At 68.2% G+C, this 18,620-nt stretch carries 14 protein-coding genes and 11 pseudogenes; 8 read left to right on the top strand and 17 right to left on the bottom strand.

Features of this window, described 5'->3' with window-relative positions; genetic code table 11:
* Nucleotides 1-123: 123 nt before the first annotated feature.
* The 5 genes and pseudogenes from G7085_RS33620 to G7085_RS31690 form a co-directional block, all read right to left on the bottom strand.
* On the bottom strand, nt 124-495 hold the full coding sequence (locus G7085_RS33620; RefSeq protein WP_408647004.1) for a hypothetical protein: 372 nt from the start codon (nt 493-495) through the stop codon (nt 124-126).
* Nucleotides 482-1,108 (bottom strand): hypothetical protein, encoded by a 627-nt coding sequence (locus tag G7085_RS33625; RefSeq protein ID WP_408647005.1) that lies wholly within the window; start codon nt 1,106-1,108, stop codon nt 482-484. Before G7085_RS33625 ends, G7085_RS33620 begins: the two co-directional genes overlap by 14 nt.
* Before the next feature lie 201 nt (nt 1,109-1,309).
* Nucleotides 1,310-2,861: pseudogene (acnA, locus tag G7085_RS33630) on the bottom strand (aconitate hydratase AcnA); the annotation flags it as partial.
* A 67-nt stretch (nt 2,862-2,928) separates the two neighbouring features.
* A pseudogene (locus G7085_RS00415) lies at nt 2,929-4,051 on the bottom strand (class I SAM-dependent RNA methyltransferase).
* Nucleotides 4,048-6,018: pseudogene (locus tag G7085_RS31690) on the bottom strand (APC family permease). The pseudogenes G7085_RS00415 and G7085_RS31690 overlap by 4 nt, the downstream one beginning before the upstream one ends.
* A gap of 80 nt (nt 6,019-6,098) precedes the next feature.
* On the opposite strand from G7085_RS31690, the pseudogene G7085_RS00425 reads away from it, so the two are divergent.
* Both G7085_RS00425 and G7085_RS00430 read left to right on the top strand, forming a co-directional pair.
* Nucleotides 6,099-6,773 (top strand): annotated as a pseudogene (locus G7085_RS00425) (potassium channel family protein).
* An 11-nt stretch (nt 6,774-6,784) separates the two neighbouring features.
* A pseudogene (locus G7085_RS00430) lies at nt 6,785-7,460 on the top strand (potassium channel family protein).
* Between the two features lie 59 nt (nt 7,461-7,519).
* Here G7085_RS00430 and G7085_RS00435 read toward each other — a convergent pair.
* From G7085_RS00435 to G7085_RS33640, 4 genes and pseudogenes are all read right to left on the bottom strand, one after another.
* Nucleotides 7,520-7,843, bottom strand: a complete 324-nt coding sequence (locus tag G7085_RS00435) for an OB-fold nucleic acid binding domain-containing protein (RefSeq protein ID WP_197509612.1) — start codon at nt 7,841-7,843, stop codon at nt 7,520-7,522.
* Between the two features lie 3 nt (nt 7,844-7,846).
* A pseudogene (locus tag G7085_RS33635) lies at nt 7,847-8,558 on the bottom strand (DUF3710 domain-containing protein).
* Nucleotides 8,555-9,008, bottom strand: a pseudogene (dut, locus tag G7085_RS00450) (dUTP diphosphatase). Before dut ends, G7085_RS33635 begins: the two co-directional pseudogenes overlap by 4 nt.
* A gap of 49 nt (nt 9,009-9,057) precedes the next feature.
* Nucleotides 9,058-9,524 (bottom strand): annotated as a pseudogene (locus tag G7085_RS33640) (DUF3093 domain-containing protein).
* Here G7085_RS33640 and G7085_RS00465 point away from each other — a divergent pair.
* On the top strand, nt 9,514-9,723 hold the full coding sequence (locus G7085_RS00465) for a DUF4235 domain-containing protein (protein WP_231979084.1): 210 nt from the start codon (nt 9,514-9,516) through the stop codon (nt 9,721-9,723). The pseudogene G7085_RS33640 and the gene G7085_RS00465 sit on opposite strands and share 11 nt — an antisense overlap.
* Before the next feature lie 191 nt (nt 9,724-9,914).
* Here the strand turns inward: G7085_RS00465 and G7085_RS00470 are convergent.
* Nucleotides 9,915-10,210: pseudogene (locus G7085_RS00470) on the bottom strand (DUF4193 domain-containing protein).
* Nucleotides 10,211-10,332: 122 nt separating this feature from the next.
* On the opposite strand from G7085_RS00470, the gene sepH reads away from it, so the two are divergent.
* A complete protein-coding gene (gene sepH, locus G7085_RS00475; RefSeq protein ID WP_231979085.1) occupies nt 10,333-10,833 on the top strand; it encodes a septation protein SepH in 501 nt (166 codons plus the stop codon).
* A complete protein-coding gene (locus G7085_RS00480) occupies nt 10,776-11,477 on the top strand; it encodes a hypothetical protein (protein WP_197509616.1) in 702 nt (233 codons plus the stop codon). The genes sepH and G7085_RS00480 overlap by 58 nt, the downstream gene beginning before the upstream one ends.
* On the opposite strand, the gene G7085_RS00485 is transcribed toward G7085_RS00480, so the two are convergent.
* The 7 genes and pseudogenes from G7085_RS00485 to G7085_RS22995 form a co-directional block, all read right to left on the bottom strand.
* Entirely contained in the window at nt 11,439-12,089 is a 651-nt protein-coding gene (locus G7085_RS00485; protein WP_197509617.1) for a thymidine kinase, read from the bottom strand. The genes G7085_RS00480 and G7085_RS00485 overlap by 39 nt on opposite strands.
* Nucleotides 12,082-12,615, bottom strand: coding sequence for a glycosyltransferase (locus G7085_RS00490; RefSeq protein ID WP_197509618.1), 534 nt, complete (start codon nt 12,613-12,615; stop codon nt 12,082-12,084). The genes G7085_RS00485 and G7085_RS00490 overlap by 8 nt, the downstream gene beginning before the upstream one ends.
* The gene (locus tag G7085_RS00495; protein ID WP_197509619.1) at nt 12,561-13,322 is read right to left on the bottom strand and encodes a glycosyltransferase; all 762 of its coding nucleotides are present in this window, start codon (nt 13,320-13,322) and stop codon (nt 12,561-12,563) included. Before G7085_RS00495 ends, G7085_RS00490 begins: the two co-directional genes overlap by 55 nt.
* 67 nt (nt 13,323-13,389) lie before the next feature.
* Nucleotides 13,390-13,728, bottom strand: coding sequence for an alkaline phosphatase family protein (locus tag G7085_RS00500; protein WP_197509620.1), 339 nt, complete (start codon nt 13,726-13,728; stop codon nt 13,390-13,392).
* Nucleotides 13,719-13,994, bottom strand: a complete 276-nt coding sequence (locus tag G7085_RS31700) for an alkaline phosphatase family protein (RefSeq protein ID WP_197509621.1) — start codon at nt 13,992-13,994, stop codon at nt 13,719-13,721. Before G7085_RS31700 ends, G7085_RS00500 begins: the two co-directional genes overlap by 10 nt.
* Nucleotides 13,991-14,302: an alkaline phosphatase family protein gene (locus G7085_RS00510; RefSeq protein ID WP_197509622.1), complete on the bottom strand. Its 312-nt coding sequence runs from the start codon at nt 14,300-14,302 to the stop codon at nt 13,991-13,993. The genes G7085_RS31700 and G7085_RS00510 overlap by 4 nt, the downstream gene beginning before the upstream one ends.
* 133 nt (nt 14,303-14,435) lie before the next feature.
* A pseudogene (locus G7085_RS22995) lies at nt 14,436-14,914 on the bottom strand (DUF5998 family protein).
* A gap of 120 nt (nt 14,915-15,034) precedes the next feature.
* On the opposite strand from G7085_RS22995, the gene G7085_RS31705 reads away from it, so the two are divergent.
* The 3 genes and pseudogenes from G7085_RS31705 (at nt 15,035) to G7085_RS00535 (ending at nt 18,620) form a co-directional block, all read left to right on the top strand.
* The gene (locus G7085_RS31705; RefSeq protein WP_331715383.1) at nt 15,035-15,235 is read left to right on the top strand and encodes a hypothetical protein; all 201 of its coding nucleotides are present in this window, start codon (nt 15,035-15,037) and stop codon (nt 15,233-15,235) included.
* A complete protein-coding gene (locus tag G7085_RS00530) occupies nt 15,214-16,059 on the top strand; it encodes a phosphatase domain-containing protein (RefSeq protein WP_331715384.1) in 846 nt (281 codons plus the stop codon). Before G7085_RS31705 ends, G7085_RS00530 begins: the two co-directional genes overlap by 22 nt.
* A gap of 92 nt (nt 16,060-16,151) precedes the next feature.
* Nucleotides 16,152-18,620: pseudogene (locus G7085_RS00535) on the top strand (DNA gyrase/topoisomerase IV subunit A).

The following is an 18,620-nucleotide window of genomic DNA, read 5'->3' on the forward strand; positions in this document are numbered from 1 at the left end:
CCCTCCCCCGCCCGGCCTCCGACACACCGCCCCTGGCAGGTGGGGGCCGGGAACCGACGGACGGCCGCACCCCGGCAGGGTGCGGCCGTCCGTGGCTGATGGATCAGGCCTTGGCCAGGTTCCTCAGCACGTACTGCATGATGCCGCCGTTGACGTAGTAGCCACGTTCCCCGGGGTGTCGATGCGGACCACGGCGTCAAACGAGGTCGTGGTGCCGTCCGGGGCCACCGCGGTGACCCTCATCGTCTTCGGGGTGACGCCGTCGTTGAGTGCCGTGACACCCTCGACGGAGAAGGTCTCCTCGCCGGTCAGCCCGAGCGAGGCGGCCGTCTGACCCTCGGGGAACTGCAGCGGGAGCACGCCCATGCCGATGAGGTTGGAGCGGTGGATGCGCTCGTAGCTCTCGGCGATGACGACGCGGACGCCGAGCAGCGCGGTGCCCTTGGCCGCCCAGTCGCGCGACGAGCCGGAGCCGTACTCCTTACCCGCGAGCACGACCAGGGGACGCCACCGTCGGCGTACGCGACAGAGGCGTCGTAGACGGTGGTGACGGGCGCGTCGGCCTTCGTGAAGTCGCGCGTGAAGCCACCCTCGGTACCGGGGCGATCTGGTTACGCAGGCGGATGTTGGCGAAGGTGCCGCGGATCATGACCTCGTGGTTGCCTCGGCGCGAGCCGTAGGAGTTGAAGTCGCGACGCTCGATGCCGTGGCCCGCCAGGTAGAGGCCGGCCGGGGAATCGGCCTTGATGTTGCCTGCCGGTGAGATGTGGTCGGTGGTCACCGAGTCGCCGAGCTTCAGCAGCACGCGGGCACCCGAGATGTCGTTGACCGGGTCGGGCTCGGCGGGCATGCCATCGAAGTACGGGCCCTTGCGCACATAGGTGGAGGCGTCGTCCCACTCGAAGGTGTTGCCCTCAGGAGTGGGCAGCGAACGCCAGCGCTCGTCGCCGGTGAACACGTCCGCGTAGCGCTCCGAGAACATCTCGGAGGAGATCGACGAACCGACGACCTCTTCGATCTCGGCCTGCGTCGGCCAGATGTCCTTGAGGTAGACGTCCTCGCCCTTGTCGTTGGCGGCGATCGGGTCGTTGAGGATGTCGATGTCCATGGTGCCGCGAGCGCGTAGGCGATCACGAGCATCGGGAGGCGAGGTAGTTCATCTTCACGTCGGGGCTGATGCGGCCCTCGAAGTTGCGGTTGCCCGACAGCACGGCCGTGACGGCCATGTCCTCGTCGTTGACCGCCTTGGAGATCTCGGGATCAGCGGGCCGGTGTTGCCGATGCAGGTGACGCAGCCGTAGCCGACGAGGTTGAACCCGATGGCGTCCAGGTACTGCGTGAGCCCCGCCTTATCGTAGTAGTCGGTGACGACCTGCGACCCGGGGCCAGCGACGTCTTGACCCACGGCTTGCGGTTGAGGCCCTTCTCGACGGCCTTCTTCGCCAGCAGCGCGGCGCCGATCATGACGCTCGGGTTCGACGTGTTGGTGCACGACGTGATGGAGGCGACCGTGACCGCGCCGTTGGTCAGGTCGAATGACGTGCCGTCGGCCAGCGTCACGGGGACGACCTTGCCCGGGTCGGCCGTGTAGCTCGGGACGTGCTCCTCGAAGCTCTCCTTGGCCTCGCTCAGCTTGATCCGGTCCTGCGGGCGCTTCGGGCCGGCGATCGACGGCACGACCGTCGACAGGTCGAGCTCGATGTACTCGGAGTACACGGGCTCGTGCGCGGAGTCGTGCCAGAGGCCCTGGGCCTTGGCGTAGGCCTCGACGAGAGCGATCTGCTGCTCGTCACGGCCGGTGAGGCGCATGTAGTCGGTGGTCTTGTCGTCGATCGGGAAGATCGCGATGGTCGAGCCGTACTCCGGGCTCATGTTGCCGATGGTCGCGCGGTTGGCGAGCGGCACCTGGGCCACTCCCTCACCGTAGAACTCGACGAACTTGCCGACCACCTTGTGCTGGCGCAGCATCTCGGTGATGGTCAGCACGAGGTCGGTGGCGGTGGTGCCCTCGTTCAGCTTCCCCTTGAGCTTGAAGCCGACGACCCGCGGGATGAGCATGGAGACGGGCTGGCCCAGCATGGCAGCCTCGGCCTCGATGCCGCCGACGCCCCAACCGACTACGCCCAGCCCGTTGACCATGGTGGTGTGCGAGTCGGTACCGACACAGGTGTCGGGGTACGCCTGCAGCACGCCGTCGACGGTGCGCGGGAAGATGACGCGGGCCAGGTGCTCGATGTTGACCTGGTGGACGATGCCGGTGCCCGGGGCACGACCTTGAAGTTGTCGAAGGCGGTCTGGCCCCAGCGGAGGAACTGGTAGCGCTCGCGGTTGCGCTGGTACTCGATGTCGGTGTTCTGCTGGAACGCCAGCGGCGTGCCGAACACCTCTGCGATGACGGAGTGGTCGATGACCATCTCGGCCGGCGAGAGCGGGTTCACCTTGTCGGGGTCGCCGCCGAGGCTGACGACGGCCTCACGCATGGTGGCGAGGTCGACGACGCAGGGCACGCCCGTGAAGTCCTGCATGATCACGCGGGCAGGGGTGAACTGGATCTCGTGGTCGGGCTCTGCGGTCGGGTCCCAGTTGCCGAGGAACTCGATATCCTCGCGGGTGATGTTGGCGCCGTCCTCGGTGCGCAGCAGGTTCTCGAGGAGGACCTTGAGGCTGAAGGGCAGCTTCTCGGCGCCCGGCACCGCATCGACGCGGAAGATCTCGTAGCCGGTGCCGTTGACGTCGAGGCTGGACTTGGCCTCGAAACTGTTGACGCTCATCATTCTCCTTCTCAGTGACGACCCGCAAACTCTCTTGACATCAAGATACCACGCTGGGGCATGGCCAGCGGCATCGCCGGACAGGTTCATCCTAGTGTCGTCGCCGCTCCCCGCGCCGCCGGTTGGGGGTTCGATCTCCAACCCGCAGCACACCCGATCAGCGTGCCGGACGCAGGATCGCGACGCATTCGACGTGATGCGTCATCGGGAACAGGTCGAAGCCCCGGATCGAGGTGGCCCGGTAGCCGTGCTCCGCGAAATAGGCGAGGTCACGGGCGAGCGCGGCCGGGTCGCATGCGACGTAGGCGACGGCACGCGGTCCGGTGGCGGCGACGGCCCTGACGACGTCCGCGCCGGCCCCTTGCGGGCGGGTCGAGCACGACGATGTCGGTGCGGTCGGGCAGGCGGCGCAGCGCCCGCTCGAGCGGTGAGGCGATGAACTCGGCCTCGGGAACGTTACGGCGCGCGCGCTCGATGGCCTCCCGGTTCGCCTCGACGCCGAGCACCCTGCACCCCGCATCCGCGAGCGCGCCCGCGAACAGCCCGACCCCGCAGTAGAGATCGAGCGCCCGCTCCCCTGCGGCCGGAGCCAGAGCGTCGAGCACGGCTCGGGTGAGGACCCGGGCGCCTCGCGGTGGACCTGCCAGAAACCGTCGGCCGCGACACTGAACGATCTCTCCCCGACACGCTGGCGCACGGGATCGGGACCGATCCTGGAGCCGTCCCGAGGTAGGTCGTCGCATCGGACCCGACGGCCACGATCACCTCGTCCCCGGGCGGGCAAGCGAGGTCGCCGTGCCGTAGTCGAGCCGGTCGGCGATGAGGCAGCCGCGTTCGGGCAACGCCACGACCCCGTGTGAGCGGCGACCGCGAAGGCCCAGCCAGCCCTCATCGTCGACAGAGAAGCGCATCCTGGTGCGCCAACCCGTGAGTCCTCCCGGAACGGCCTCGACCCGGCCCTCCCAGTCGATCCCCGCGAGCCTGCGCAGCTGCTCGGCCACCACGGCCGTCTTCAGGTCGAGCTGGGTCTCCACGTCGGCGAACTGCCAGTCGCAGCCGCCGCACTCTCCGGCGATCGGGCAGGGTGGCGTCACCCGGCCGGGGGCGGCCTCGAGCACCTGCACGACCCGGGCGCGGTCGAACCGCTTCCCCCGCTCGACGACCTCGACCGCGACGCGCTCCCCTGGCAGCCCGCCGGTGACGAACAGCACCTTGCCGTCCGCGCGACCGACCACGTGCCCGCCGTGTGCCACGGCACCCAGGGTCAATTCGACCGTCATCGCCTGAACCTCTTCTCGGCCGCGGCCCGGGCACGGTCGCGTCGCGCATCGGAGCTGGCCAGCTGGTACGGGACCGACGTCACCATGACGCCCTGCATGAAGTGCAGCCTGGTGCGGATCACGAGGGCGGTCTGGTTGTGCAGCAGCTGTTCCCACCAGTGGCCGACGACAAACTCGGGAATGTAGACGCTCACGATGTCGCGGGGGTTCTCCGTGCGGAGTTTCGCGACGTACTTGAGGAACGGGTTGGTCACCTCGCGGTACGGGGAGGAGATCACCTTGAGTGGCATGCCGAAGTCCTCCGCCTCCCACTGGTCGAGGATGAGTTCGGTCTGGTCGTCGTCGATGGACACCGTGACGCCGATCAGTGACGTGGGGCGGGTGGCCCGCGCGAACGCGATGGCCTTCATGGTGGGGAGGTTCACCTGCTGCACGAGCACGACGCCGCGCACCCGGCTCGGGAGCGCCCTGTCCGACTCCGCGGTCAGGGCGACCTCACGCTCGACGGCCCGGTAGTGGTTCGAGATCGCGAGCATCAGGGCGAAGATGAGGCCCATGGCCACGAGTGCGAGGTAGGCGCCATGGGTGAACTTGGAGACCAGCACGATCACCAGCACGACACCGGTGAGGCTCGCACCGATGATGTTGATGACGCGCGAGCGGATCATCCTCCTGCGGATCGCGGGATCGTGCTCGATCTGCAGTTCCCTCGTCCAGTGCCGCACCATGCCGATCTGGCCGAGGGTGAATGAGATGAACACTCCGACCACGTAGAGCTGGATCAGCGCGGTCACGGAGGCGTCGAAGACGAGCACGAGCGCGACGGCCGCGGCCGCCAGCATCACGATCCCGTTGGAATAGGCGAGCCGGTCGCCGCGCGAGTGGAGCTGACGGGCAGGTAGCCGTCCCGCGCGAGGATCGAGGCGAGCGACGGGAACCCGTTGAATGCGGTGTTGGCGGCCAGGAACAGGATCAGCATCGTCGCGGTGACCACGACGTAGAAGCCGGGGAGAACCAGTCCATGAATACGACGCGGGCGAGTTGGCCCGTGACGGTGGTGGCCGCCGAGTGGATCGTGTTGCCCAGTTCGTCGATGTAGTGCGTGCCCGTGAGTTCGTCGATCAGGTGCACCTTGGTGAGGTTGGCGAGCGCGATGATGCCGAGCAGCATGGAGATGGCGAGCAGGCCGAGCATCCCGAGGACGGCCGATGCGTTGCGGCTCTTGGGCGGCTTGAACGCGGGTACCCCGTTGCTGATGGCCTCGACGCCGGTGAGCGCGGCGCAGCCCGAGGAGAAGGCGCGGGCGAGGATCGCCACGAGCGCCCAGCCATGAGGTCGTCGCCGCCGCCCTCCCGGATGACGGTGAGGTCGGCCGTCTCGCTCATGAGTTCCTGGCCGAGGATGAAGATACGGAAGAGCCCGATCAGCACCATGGTGATCATCGAGACCATGAACACGTAGGTGGGGATGGCGAACGCCGCCCGGACTCACGGACGCCGCGCAGGTTGACGATGGTCAGCACGACGATGACCACAACCGCGGTCCATGCCTCCCTGCCCTCGACGAACGGCAGCATCGCCTTGGCGTTGATCACGCCCGCGGACACGGAGACCGCGACCGTCAGGATGTAGTCGACCAGCAGGGACGAGGCAACCGTCAGCCCCGCGTAGCGACCCAGGTTGATCTTGGCCACCTCGTAGTCACCACCGCCGCTCGGATAGGCGTAGACGGTCTGCCGGTAGGACATGACGACCACCGCGACGACGACGCCGACGGCGAGCCCGATCTGCCACGAGAACGCGAACCCCGCCATGCCCGCAAGGGACAAGGTGATGAGGATCTCGTCCGGGCATACGCGACGGAGCTGAGTGCGTCCGAGGCGAAGACGGGCAACGCGATGCGCTTCGGCAGCAGGGTCTCCCCATCTGCGCGTTCGCAAGACGGCGCCCGAAGAGGAGGCGCTTCATCCCGAGAAGATTTTCACCCGCTCACGGTAGACCCTACTGACGCCAAAGTCATGGCTGTCGTGGTGCTATGTTCACCGTGAGTGAAGGAGGTCCCGGTGCACATCGTCATCATGGGCTGTGGGCGCGTGGGCGCCATGCTCGCGACCGGCCTCGAGAAGCGAGGCCACAGCGTCGCGGTGATCGACGTCAACGTCGACGCTTTCCGCAGGCTGGGCCGTGACTTCAACGGCACGACGGTCAAGGGCGTCGGCTTCGACAGGCAGGTGCTGGAGGAGGCGGGCATCCGCAAGGCGGACGCCTTCGCGGCCGTCTCGTCAGGGACAACTCGAACATTCTCGCGGCGCGGGTCGTGCGCGAGATCTACCACGTGGACAGCGTGGTGGCCCGCATCTACGACCAGGGACGCGCCGCCGTATACGAGCGGCTCGGGATCCCGACCGTCGCGACGGTGAAGTGGACCGTGACGCAGGTGCTGCGCCGGCTGCTGCCCGAGGGCAGCGAGCCCGTCTGGCGCGATCCCACGGGGACGCCCGGCTGCTGCAGGTGCACGTCCACAGCGGTTGGGTGGGCAGGCGCATCCATGAGCTGTCACGCGCGGCTGACGCGCCCATCCCGTTCGTCCTGAGGGTCGGGAGGGGCTCGTGCCCGACCGGGACACGATCTACCAGGACGGTGATCTCATCTATGTCGCCTGCATGACGGAGCGCACCGATGAGATCGAATCGTTGTTCGCCGCCGCGCCGGTGAAGCAGTAGGAGGAGCGGGAATGCGGGTGTGCATCGCGGGAGCTGGCAATGTCGGTCGCTCCATCGCACGGGAACTGATCGCCAATGGGCACCAGGCGCTGCTGATCGACCGTGACCGTGCCGCCATCAAGCCCGACTCGGTGCCCGGCGCCGAGTGGGTCGAGGCGGACGCCTGCGAGTTGCAGAGCCTCGAGGATGCGGAGCTGGAGACCTATGACGTCTCGATCGCCGCGACCGGTGACGACAAGGTCAACCTCGTCTACTCGCTGCTGGCGAAGACCGAGTTCGGCGTTCCGCGCACCGTGGCGCGCGTCAACCACCCTGGCAACGAATGGATGTTCGACGCCCAGTGGGGGTCGACGTGTCCGTGTCGACACCGCGGTTGATGTCTGCGCTCGTTGAGGAGGCCGTCTCAACCGGCGACCTCGTGCGACTCCTGACGTTCAAGCGTTCGACGGCGCATCTCTCGGAGGTGACGCTGCCCGATGAGGGATGGATGGTCGGACGCCGCGTCCGGGACCTTGCCTTCCCGTGGATGCGGTTCTGGTCGCGATCATCCGTGACGGAATCCCGCTCACCCCGGAACGGGACCGCGCGTTCGAGGCAGGCGACGAGTTGCTGTTCGTGGTCACCCAGGAGGCGGAGCCGGAGCTCGCGGAGATGCTGACGCAGGGCGACGACGAGGACAGCCAGTAGCCGACTCCCGCCGCGGGCGGCAGCGGTGGTTCAGAGCAGTTCGAAGTCGGGGTTGTAGATCACCGGCATACCGCCCTCGCTGGCGAGGCGGCCCGCGACGCGGACGTGACGGCCGGGCAGCAGGCACTGGATGTGGTCGCGCCCATCCAGACGAGCCGTACGGTTCCGGTGCCATCGGTGACCTCGGCCTCCAGCCAGCCGTTGCGGGCGTCGGAGGTGATCGACGTGATCGTGCCGCGCAGGGTTACCCGGGAGCGGGGCTGAGCGGTCGCGAGCGTCACGGCCCCGCTGATCACCGACTGCTGACGCAGGTCCTCGGCTTCAAGCTCCTCATGGGAGGCGAAGAACCGACGGAGCTTGCCGGCAAACGAGCCACCGGACATGGATCAGCCCTCCGCCTGAGGCACCTTCATGGGCAGCAGGCTGCCCGGTGCGGCGGGCTGGGATCCGCGACGGACGATGAGGTTGCTGAAGAACTCGAACAGCGCCACCTGCGCATCGGCGTTCTCGGGCTCGAAGGTGGCCTTGCCGAGCAGCACGCCGCGCAGCAGCCAGCCGGGCCGGAGACCATCCAGGTGCGGGAGACGTGCATGGCGGGATTGCCGTTGGGGTCGGTGACCGGCATGGCGCGACGCAGTTCGGTACCGAACGGGCCGTTCACGATCGCGATCTGGCCCTTCTGCTGCTGGGTGGCCTTGATGATCTCCTCGCGGATCTCGGGCGCCATGGACGACTTGGCCGGGCGGCGAACACGGCCACCTCGAGCCCGGAGGCACCGTCGCCCACCAGGATCGACTGCACCTGCTCGTTGTCCCGGTTGACCTGGAGCTGCATGGTCATCCCCTCGAAGGGGGTGACGACCAGGCTACCGAGGTCGATGCGGTTCACCTCGTCCTCATCGGCCTCGAGGTCGACCTCCGCGATGTCGAAGGGGCCCTCCTCGCGGTCGAACGCCTCGTCCCACTCGCGGGCCCTGGCCTCGACCTCGTTCTCCTCCACGGCGGTCTCCTCGACCTCCGCGGCAGACTCCTCGACCGTTGCGTCAGCCGTTTCGACGGCCTCTTCCTTGGCGTTTCGCTTCTTACGTCCGAAAATCACTGCGTTTCCTCCACGACTGGGCGGGTGAAACCGCCGGTAGAACCATAGCCACCCGCACCGCGCACCGTCGCATCGAGGCTGTCCACGGGCAGGAAGGTTGCGGTGACGAACGGCATGATGAGCAGCTGGGCGATGCGGTCGCCCTCGGCGAGGACGATCGGCTCGTCCCGATCGAGGTTGATGAGGCAGACCTTGATCTCTCCGCGGTAGCCGGCGTCGATCACCCCGGGGCGTTGACGATGCTCAGGCCGGTGCGGGCGGCCAGCCCGGAGCGTGGGGTGATGAGGCCGACGTACCCCTCGGGGATGGCCACGGCAACGCCGGTACCCACGAGGTGGCGCTCCCCGGCGCCAGCGTGCAGGACTGCGTCGACGTCAGGTCTGCGCCCGCGTCTCCCGGGTGCGCGTACCGCGGGAGGTGGGCCGCCGCAGCGACCGTCTCGATGTTCACGCGCGGACCTCCGCGATGGCGGCCGCGAGACGCTGCGGGTGCCTGGTGCTCACGAGCCAGTAGGGATGGGGTCGGCCGGATCATCGAGATCGACCCGCACCAACTGCCCGATGAACGGGCGGGTGAAGAGGAATGCACGGTGGTCGGACTCCGGGCCGAGCGCCATCCGGGCCGCATCGCCCTCGAGCGCGGTTGCGCCGCAATGTAGCCGGCCTCGAGATGGTGCCCACCCACGGTGAGCCCGGTGGCGTCCACCGAGAGCCGCGTGCGGCCGTAGGCGACCATCCCCAGGCCGACCGCGATCATGAGCAGGACGGTGAAGGTGATCCCGACCGCTGGCCGCACGTACGCCAGAACGGCGACCGAGAGACTCACGGCGAACAGCAGTCCGAGGAGGGTCCACCACCACGGGGTGGTCAGGCGTTCCGAGTAGGTCACGACCCCGACTCTATCGCTTTGGGCATAATGGCCAGCAAGGACAGGTACGGGTGAAGGGAAATGGCAGATGGCAGCCACCGAGAAGCTGATGTGGAAGCTCTATGCAGGCGCCATCGGCGCCGCGACCACGATCGTGGCGCAGAAGGTCGTCACGAAGATTTGGGAGGCCTCCACGGGGGACACGCCGCCGGACCCGAACGATCCTGAGACCCCGATGATCCAGGCGGTGATCTGGGCCGCGGCGAGCGGGCTGGGGTCGGCATGGCCCAGCTCATGATGAACCGCTACGTGCAGCACCGCTGGGTGCGCAACTTCGAGCACACCGCGCCCGGGAAGCTCCGCAACAAGCTGGACTTCTGACCGGCTGCGGGAGGAGAAGTGGAGCCGGTGGGGAAAATCCCCACCGGCTCTCACACTTTTGCTCATCGCGTCACGGGCTGTGTCGCCCGCTACCGGGCCGACGTGTCGTCAGACGCAGTCGACGCAGTACTGTTCCTTGCCGCGCGTCTCAGCCAACTGGCTCATCGACTTCACCAGGAAGCACGATGCGCAGGTGAACTCATTCGACTGCCGCGGGAGCACCCGCACCGTGAGTTCCTCATGCGAGAGATCGGCGCCGGGCAGCTCGAATGATTCGGCCGCCTCCACCTCATCCTCGTCCACCTTGCCGGAGTTCTTGTCGTTCCGGCGGGACTTGAGTTCCTCGAGGGAATCCTCGCTCATCTCCTCGTCGGTCTTGCGGGAGCATCGTAGTCAGTTGCCATCCGGATCGTCCTTTCTTCGCCTCGACCGGCATATGTGTACCACACCTGGGTGGGAACGGCACCGCGCCACCGATCGACACGGCCATTGTGCACCGCTGTTCAAGCGAAGTACGCGCCACTTCATGCGGTTGGGTGGGCACAGGGCCCGCGCATGGGGCACGCGTGCCGCGCACGCTGGTAGGTTGTGCCCAACCAGCAGACACACACGGACGAGGAACCATGGACAACGCTATGACCCGCGGGAGATTCAGGCCCGGATCCGTTCCGGCGCCTCCGTGGCTGACGTCGCCGCCGAGTCGGGCATGGATCCTGAGCGGATCGAGGCATTCGCCGGCCCGGTGCTCGCCGAGCGGGAACACATCGCGGGCGCAGCCCAGGCGACCACCATCCGCCGCCGCGGTGAGGCCGGCAGCCATCGCAGGCTGGGCGACCTGATCGCAACGCGGCTGCGTTCCCGCGGGATCGACTCGGATCGCGTGGTCTGGGACGCGTGGCGCCAGTCGGACCTCAAATGGCGCGTGGTCGCCAAGCTCGGGAGGACACCGAGACCCGCTCGGCCGAGTTCGTGTTCGACCCGAAGGCCAGGTTCTCCGTCGCCGACAACGCCGATGCACGGTGGATGATCGGTGAGGAGCTTCCGGGCGCGAGGCCCGAGGAGGAGAACACCGTCGACCTGGATGACGAGCTCGCGCTTGTGCGTGCGGTCAGCACCCCCGGCCCGGAGAACCCTGGTGACGACGTCCCCGCCTCCGAGCTCATGCACGACGCCAACGAGGACACCTCTCAGCTCGACCGTCTCTACGACATGCTCAGCGGTATCAGCGAGGATTCGGTGCGCATCTACACCGGGATCCTCGACCCGGTCCTGTACGAGGACCGCAGCGAGCCGACCGAGACGGTGGAGACGCCTGAGGGGGTCGGCGAACACACGCCCGATGATGAGGCGGACGAACCGACCCGCCGCGTCCACCTCGATGATCCGACCCCTGCTGTGGAGGCCCGGGAACCTGAGCCGGCCGTCCCTGCCGTGGAGGACGAGCCCACCCAGGAGGTGCTCGTGGAGGCTGAGGAGGAGCCCAAGCGCCCCCGAAGCCACGCAAGCGTCGCGCAAAGGTGCCGTCATGGGATGAGATCATGTTCGGCGGCCCCACCCCTGACCGTCGACGTCGGCCCGGATCTCCCAGGGATGGCCGGCCCGGTTGCGCCGAATCTGCGGGCGGGTTCCGTCTCAGAAGGCGTCAGGATCGAACGGGAGCGGTTCCGGTGAAAGCGTCGCCCTGGCCCTGGTGGCCGTCATCCTGCGGCGGTGGTGGGCACGACACAGCACCTCATAACGAACGTCACCGCCGGGCTCGGTGTCGCCGACGACAACCTGCGTTCCCTCGGTGACCATGATCCCGTCGAGGGTGCGCGCATTGTGGGTTCCCCGTGACCCGCACCAACAGAGCGGCCCCAGAGGCAGGCTCTCCACCCGGTCGGCCAGCTCGATGAGCCGCTGCGAGCCCGGGAAGAGGCGCGTGCGGAAGTCCGAGAGGATGCCGAATGCGTACACGTCGAGCTGCAACTCGTCGACGATGCGGGCCAACTGGTCGATGTGCTCAGGCGTGTAGAACTGGGCCTCGTCGCACACGATGTAGTCCACCCGCTTCCCCGTGGTGAGCTGCGCGATGATGTAGCGCCACAGGTCGAACTCCTCGCCGACCTCGATGGCCTCAGCGGTGAGCCCGAGACGCGACGTGATGCGGCCCTGGCCTGAACGGTCCTTCGAGGTGAACACCCGCCCGATCCGGCCGTGCGTCGACTGTGTGTAGTCGAACTGCAGGGCCAGGGTCGACTTGCCGCAGTCCATCGGTCCGGTGTGGAAGACCAGCTCAGCCACGCGTCATCCTATTCTTCAAGAGGTCGTTGTATGCCTTCACGTAGCGTTCGGCGGTGCGTTGCGGGCTCAGGTCCTGCAGCAACCCGGCCGAGGCCCCGCTCATCCGACGTCGCCGCTGCGGGTCCATCAGTTCGGCGAACCCTGCAGCCATCGACCGCACATCCGGGCCCGTGAGCAGCGAGCTCCCGGTGGACGTGCCGACGGTCAGCCTGTCGTCGCAGTACATGACGGGGAGCCCGGCCGCGACCGCCTCGGTGATGACGAGCGCCTGGGAGTCGAACCGGTATGAGCTGAGCACGAGCGCGTCGGCGTTGACGAGTTCGTAGGCGATGGCGGGCAACGATGAGAGGTGCCAGCGGAAGTCAATGTTGTCCGCGCCCGCGGCGAGAGCCTTCAGCCGGTCGCGCTGATCACCGTCGCCGACGATGACGAGCTCCGAGTCGGGAAGATCTGCGGCCCGGAACGCCTTGATCAGGACGTCGAGGCGCTTCTCCTTGGCGAGGCGTCCGATCGACAGGAAACGCACCCGGTGATCGGTTCGCTCCCGTCTGGTGTCGCGGATCGCATCCAGCATTCCGCGGTTGTACCCTGTCGGCACCACGTGGCTGGCGAGCGGCCCGGCGGCGGCCTCATCGATGAGGTCCCGCATGAACGGCGAAGGGACGGTGTAGGCGTCGACCCGCTGGGCGATCTGGGCGAAGGACTTCCAATCCGTCCGCGCCGCGAATCCTCCCGTCTCGTGGGAGCGGGCAGGCAGCCTCGTCGGCGCCGTCTTCTGGTCGGTGGCGGCCCGCAGCGCCGGTAGCACCAACGCCCGGTAGCTGAGCGTGCCGAAGATGGCCCGCGGACCGTCTGGTGGGTCCCGGCGATGTTGGCGTGGAAGGTGTGCAGGTGCGGGATCGACTGGAGCCGCGCGATCCTGGCGCCGAGCACCAGCGCACCCCGTTCGGTCTGGCTGTGCACGATGTCGAAGCGACCCACCGAGGAGATGAGTCGGGCCCGCCGGTCCGTGCAGTGCAGGACGCTCAGGTGCGCGGGCAGCCCCTCGAGATAGATGGTGGGGCATTCGATGATCCGGCCCAGCCGCGGCTTCTGCAGGTGCCGGTCCGGGGCGACGAGGGTCACCTCGTGCCCCATCTTCGTCAACTCCTCGAGCTGCGTCTGCACCGAGCGGCCGATCCCTCCGGAGGCGGGGAAGAAGTCATCGATGAGGATCGCGATCCGCAGGCTCACCTCTGACCGCCGAACGTGAGCAGCGGGATCTCCATCTCCGCCGCCGTGAGCGACCCGTGCATGCCGATCAGCCGGAACTCGCCGGGGTGCCGGTGCTCATGGCCGCATGGTCGGCGGTCATCGCCGCCACGACGTCACCGATGCGTGACAGGCTCATGCCCGTCGGCCGGGGCCCGAACCATCCGGCCTCGACGGCCTCCTCGCGGCGCAGCACCTGTCCGCGCTCCCCCAGCACCGACTCCCAGGCCCAGGCCAGCGCGCGTGGATCCTCGCCGTAGATGTGCCGGAACCGGGGCTCACCTCCGATGGCGGTGTGGCCGGTGAGGCGGGACTCCTCCTCGATCACGAGGCGACTGGAGACGGGCACGTTGACCATGCCGTGGTCGCCGGTGACGATCAGGCACACGTCGGAGGGAGCGTCGAAATGAGGTGGGCGATGCTGTCGTCGACCGCGCCGAGCCGATCGAGCCACTGCCAGGACCCGACGCCGAAGCCGTGGCCGTCATGGTCGAGCATCCGCTCGTAGCAGTAGACGACATCGGCACCCGTGAGCGCCTCCGCGACCAGGTCGGCGAAGTGCCCGGGGTCGCCCTCGGCGGAGACCGGGAAGTGGGTGGTGCCTGCGAACGCGAGCCGCGTCAGGGCGCTGTCCGCGAAGCGGTCGAGGGTCACGGCTCCGCTGTCGCGGCCTCCGGATGCGAGCCGCTGGAACACCGTGGGCACCTGCGCGAAACCGCGCACATCGGTTGGCCCGCCATCCAGGTGAGGGCGTTGATCACGCGGTCGACGCTCGGTTCGAAGAAGGTGTAGCCGACGATGCCGTGGTGACCCGTCGGGACGCCGGTGCCGAGCGAGGTCAGCGACGTCGCGGTGGTGGAAGGAACGGAGCAGGTGATCCGCCTGCCGGTGTCCATCGCGGCGGCCATCGTCTCCGCGTGCTCGGCATGTTCGCGGAGTTGGTGCCAGCCGAGGCCGTCCACCAGCAGCACGACATAGCGGGAGGCGCGGGCAGGTCGAGCACCGGATCGGTCCCCTCCAACCTGGCCACGACGCTGGGCAGAAGATTGACGAGGGCCAGGTCCTCGTAGCGTGGCTCGACGAACTGATCCCGCATCAGCCGACCGCGCCCTGGAGGCGGAGGCCGAAGGCGAGCAGGCGCCGGGCGTTCTCGCCGTCGGCCTGACGCGACATCCGCACGGTGATGTCGTCGGGCTGCACGACTCCCGTGTAGCCGTGGTCAGCCTCGCAGGTCGGATCCTCGCAGGAGGCGGGGCCGAGATCGATGCGGCGTGCTGCGCCCCACACGATCGAGAGCCACGCCTCGCTCAACGACTGGAGGTCCTGCGGGTCGGTCATCGATCGCGTCACCACCACCGATCCGATGGTGCGCAGCGGGACGCACTCGACCGTCGACAGCGCCTCCGGCCGGTCGCCCTCCCCTCATCCACGTGGCAGATCACCAGGTGGCGTTCCGTGCGCAGCAGCACGGTGATGTGGCGGTGCAGTTCGTGACCCGCGAACGTCGCCTCATGCTGCACCAGGTAGTCGAGCGTCTCCTGACCGCCGATGCCGAGCTCCGCCGTCTCGGTCACGAGACCCGGGTAGAAGCCGCATTCGTCGATCTCGGCGATCAGCTCCGGGGAAGGGTCGAGTTGAGGTTGGCGGACTGGCTCACCCGCACATCATGGCATGACTGCGTTAGGTTTAGACGCATGCCGTCGCGCCCCTTCATCGCTGCCCGCATCGAGGACCGACTCAACAGCGTCGCCAACAGGATCCTGTTCAGACGCGGCTGGCAGGAGTCCATCATCGCCTTCACCGGCTACGGCACGCCCGAGCAGCTGCGGATCCTCGCGCGGGTGGTGCTGAAGCCATCCGAGGACCTGGGATCGTGCAGGCGGCGCAGGCCGTGATGTACCGGCGCGGGTGGCGCAACTTCATGAACGCCACCGAGGTCGATGCCACCGTCAACGTCGTCATCGGCGACACGCGCATCCCGGTGCAGGCCGACCGGGGCGGCTACATCGACGTGCGGGTCCGCAATCCCGGGCTCGCTCCCGGATGGCACAGCGTCCGGCTCGAGGGGGTCCGCGGGGCGTCCACGATGGCCGATGTCCAGGTGATCGGCCACGACGTGTCCTTCGGCATCGTCAGCGACATCGACGACACGATCATCACCACCCTTCTGCCCCGTCCGCTCCTCGCCGCCTGGAACTCGTTCGTCCTCACCGAGCAGGCGCGCCAGGCCGTCCCGGCATGGCCCGTCTCTACCAGCAGCTCCTCCGCGCCAACCCGGGGCGCCCATCATCTACGTGTCGACCGGGTCCTGGAACACCTACCCGATGATCCAGCGCTTCATGGCACGCCACGGCATCCCGCGGGCGCCATCCTCTTCACCGACTGGGGCCCCACCCAGACCGGTTGGTTCCGCAGCGGCCCCGATCACAAGCGCAGGTGTCTGCGCGAGTTGGCCCGCGACCTCCCCGGAATCAGGTGGCTGCTGGTCGGAGATGACGGCCAGCACGACCCCGACCTGTACGCGGAGTTCGCCTCCCTCCAGCCGGAACACGTCCGCGCGCGGGCGATCCGCCAACTGACCCCCGGCGAGCACACCCTGGCCCACGGGCTCCCCATGGAGGTTGCACCCGAGGCCCGGTGGGAGCCCGACATAGCACCCGAGGTCCGCGCGCCGGACGGTGACGGCCTCGCCGACGGGCTCTCGGAGCTGCTCGGTTGACCGACACTCCATCCCACGGATGCGGGCAGGGCACGCCGCGCGCGATAGGCTCCCAGATTGCGAGCTGCCCAGGGCGAACAAGGAGATGATCCATGGCGAAGCCGACCGTCGACGACGATCTGACGGAGGAGGAGCACATCCTCGACGTCGACGTCACCCAGGAGATGGAGTCGAGCTTCCTCGAGTACGCCTACTCGGTCATCTACTCCCGCGCACTCCCCGACGCCCGCGACGGCCTCAAGCCGGTTCAGCGGCGCATCCTGTTCTCGATGGACGAGATGGGCATCCGCCCGACCGCAGCCACGTCAAGTGTGCCCGCGTCGTCGGGCAGGTGATGGGCGTGCTGCACCCGCACGGGGACACCGCCATCTACGATGCGCTGGTCCGCATGGGCAGTCGTGGTCGGTCCGGCTCCCGCTCATCGACGGGCACGGCAACTTCGGCTCCCTCGACGCCGGCCCGCCGCCATGCGCTACACCGAGTGCCGGATGGCCTCGCCCGCCGTCGCCATGACGCGGGGGCTCGACCTCGACACGGTCGACTTCAAGCCCAACTACGACGGTAAGGAGTCCGAGCCGGTCGTGCTCCCGGCGGCGCTGCCGAACCTGCTCGTCAACGGCGCCACCGGCATCGCCGTCGGCATGGCCACCAACATCGCGCCCCACAACCTCATCGAGGTGGTGGCCGCGCTGCAGCAGCTCCTGCGCAACCCCGGCATCGGGCTCGACGAGCTGATGCGCCACATTCCCGGCCCCGACTTCCCCACCGGCGGAAAGATCATCGGCCTCGACGGAGTCAGGGACGCCTACGCCACGGGGCGCGGCACCTTCAAGATCCGGGCCACCACCCGTATCGAGAAGGTGACCCCCAGGAAGATGGGCATCGTCGTCACCGAGCTGCCCTACATGATCGGGCCCGAGAAGATCATCGAGCAGATCAAGAAGGGCGTCAACGACAAGAAGCTCTCCGGAATCTCCGATGTCAAGGACCTGACCGACCTCGCAAACGGCACCAGGCTGGTCATCGAGGTGAAGAACGGGATCAACCCCGAGGCGCTGCTCGAACAGCTGTTCAAGGTGACCAAGCTCGAAGACACGTTCGCGATCAATGCGGTCGCGCTGGTGGACGGCCAACCCCGGACGCTTACCCTGAAGGAGATGCTCGAGGTCTTCCTCGGTCACCGCCTGGAGGTCACGCTCAGGCGCTCCAACTTCCTGCTCGCCAAGGCCGAGGACCGGCTCCACCTGGTCCGCGGCCTCATCACGGCCATCGCCGACATCGATGACGTGATCGCCATCATCCGGTCGTCCGACGACGCCTCCCAGGCCCGTGAGCGCCTGATGGGCGCGTTCGACCTCACCGAGGTGCAGGCCACCTACATCCTCGACATGCAGTTGCGCAGGCTGACGCGCTACTCCACCATCGAACTGGAGAAGGAGGCCTCCGAGCTGGCCGACGAGATCGCCCGGCTGCGCGACATCATCGACAACGACGCGGTGCTGCGCCGGCTCGTCGGTGAGGAGCTCGCCCAGGTGGCCAGGGAGTTCGGCACCCCGCGCCGCACAGTGCTGCTCGCGGCCTCTGGTGCGACCACTGTGGCAAAGACCCCGCTCGAGGTGCCCGACGACCCGTGCTGGGTGCTGTTGAGTGGCAGCGGCCTGGTGGCGCGCACCGACACCGACCACCCGATCCCGGTCGAGGGCCGTTCGGCCCACGACGTCATCGTCGCCAGGCTAGCCAGCACCGCGCAGGGCGAGTTCGGGGTGGTCACCAACCTCGGACGGCTGATCCGCTGCCGGGCCATCGATCTCCCCACCGTCCCGCTGACGGCGTCGGCGCCGAACCTGCAGGGCGGGAGCCTGGCCCACGAACTGTGGCCGTTGGAGTCGGGTGAACGCCCGGTCGGGCTCACCTCGCTCGATCCCGGGTCGCTCGGGCTCGCGGTCGGCACGGAGCAGGGCGTCGTCAAGCGGGTCAACCCGAGCTCCTGAGCAAGGACGCCTGGGACGTGATCCGGCTCGAGGACGGCGACCGCATCGTGGGCGCCCTCGAACTCACCGATGCCGGGTGCGACTTCGCGTTCATCACCAGCGATGCACAGCTGCTGCACTTCCCGGCCTCCGCGGTTCGCCCCAGGGGCGTTCCGGCGGCGGCGTGGCGGGCGTCAAGCTGTCCCGGGGGCTCGGGTGATCTGGTTCGGCGCCGTCGATCCTGACAACGATCACGTGGTGACGGTGTCCGGAAACTCCACGTCACTGCCCGGCACGGAGACGGGCATGGCGAAGGTGACCCGCTGTCCGAGTACCCCGCCAAGGGCCGTGCCACGGGCGGCGTGCGCGCCCACCGCTTCCTGAAGGGTGAGGACACGCTTCTCATCGCGGCCATCGGGCCCGCCCGGTGGTGGCAGCGGCGGCCAGCGGCTCCCCGGTGGAGCTGCCCACCTCCCGGGGCGTCGGGACGGGTCGGGAACGCCGATGTCGCAGCCGGTCGCGATGCTCGCGGGTCGTTCTGGGCAGCCATCCCCGGGGACCGACACGGGAGTAGAGTCCCTCTTCGACTAG

The sequence above is a fragment of the Tessaracoccus coleopterorum genome (genome assembly GCF_011174705.1).
GTDB classification, from domain to species: Bacteria; Actinomycetota; Actinomycetes; order Propionibacteriales; family Propionibacteriaceae; genus Arachnia; species Arachnia coleopterorum.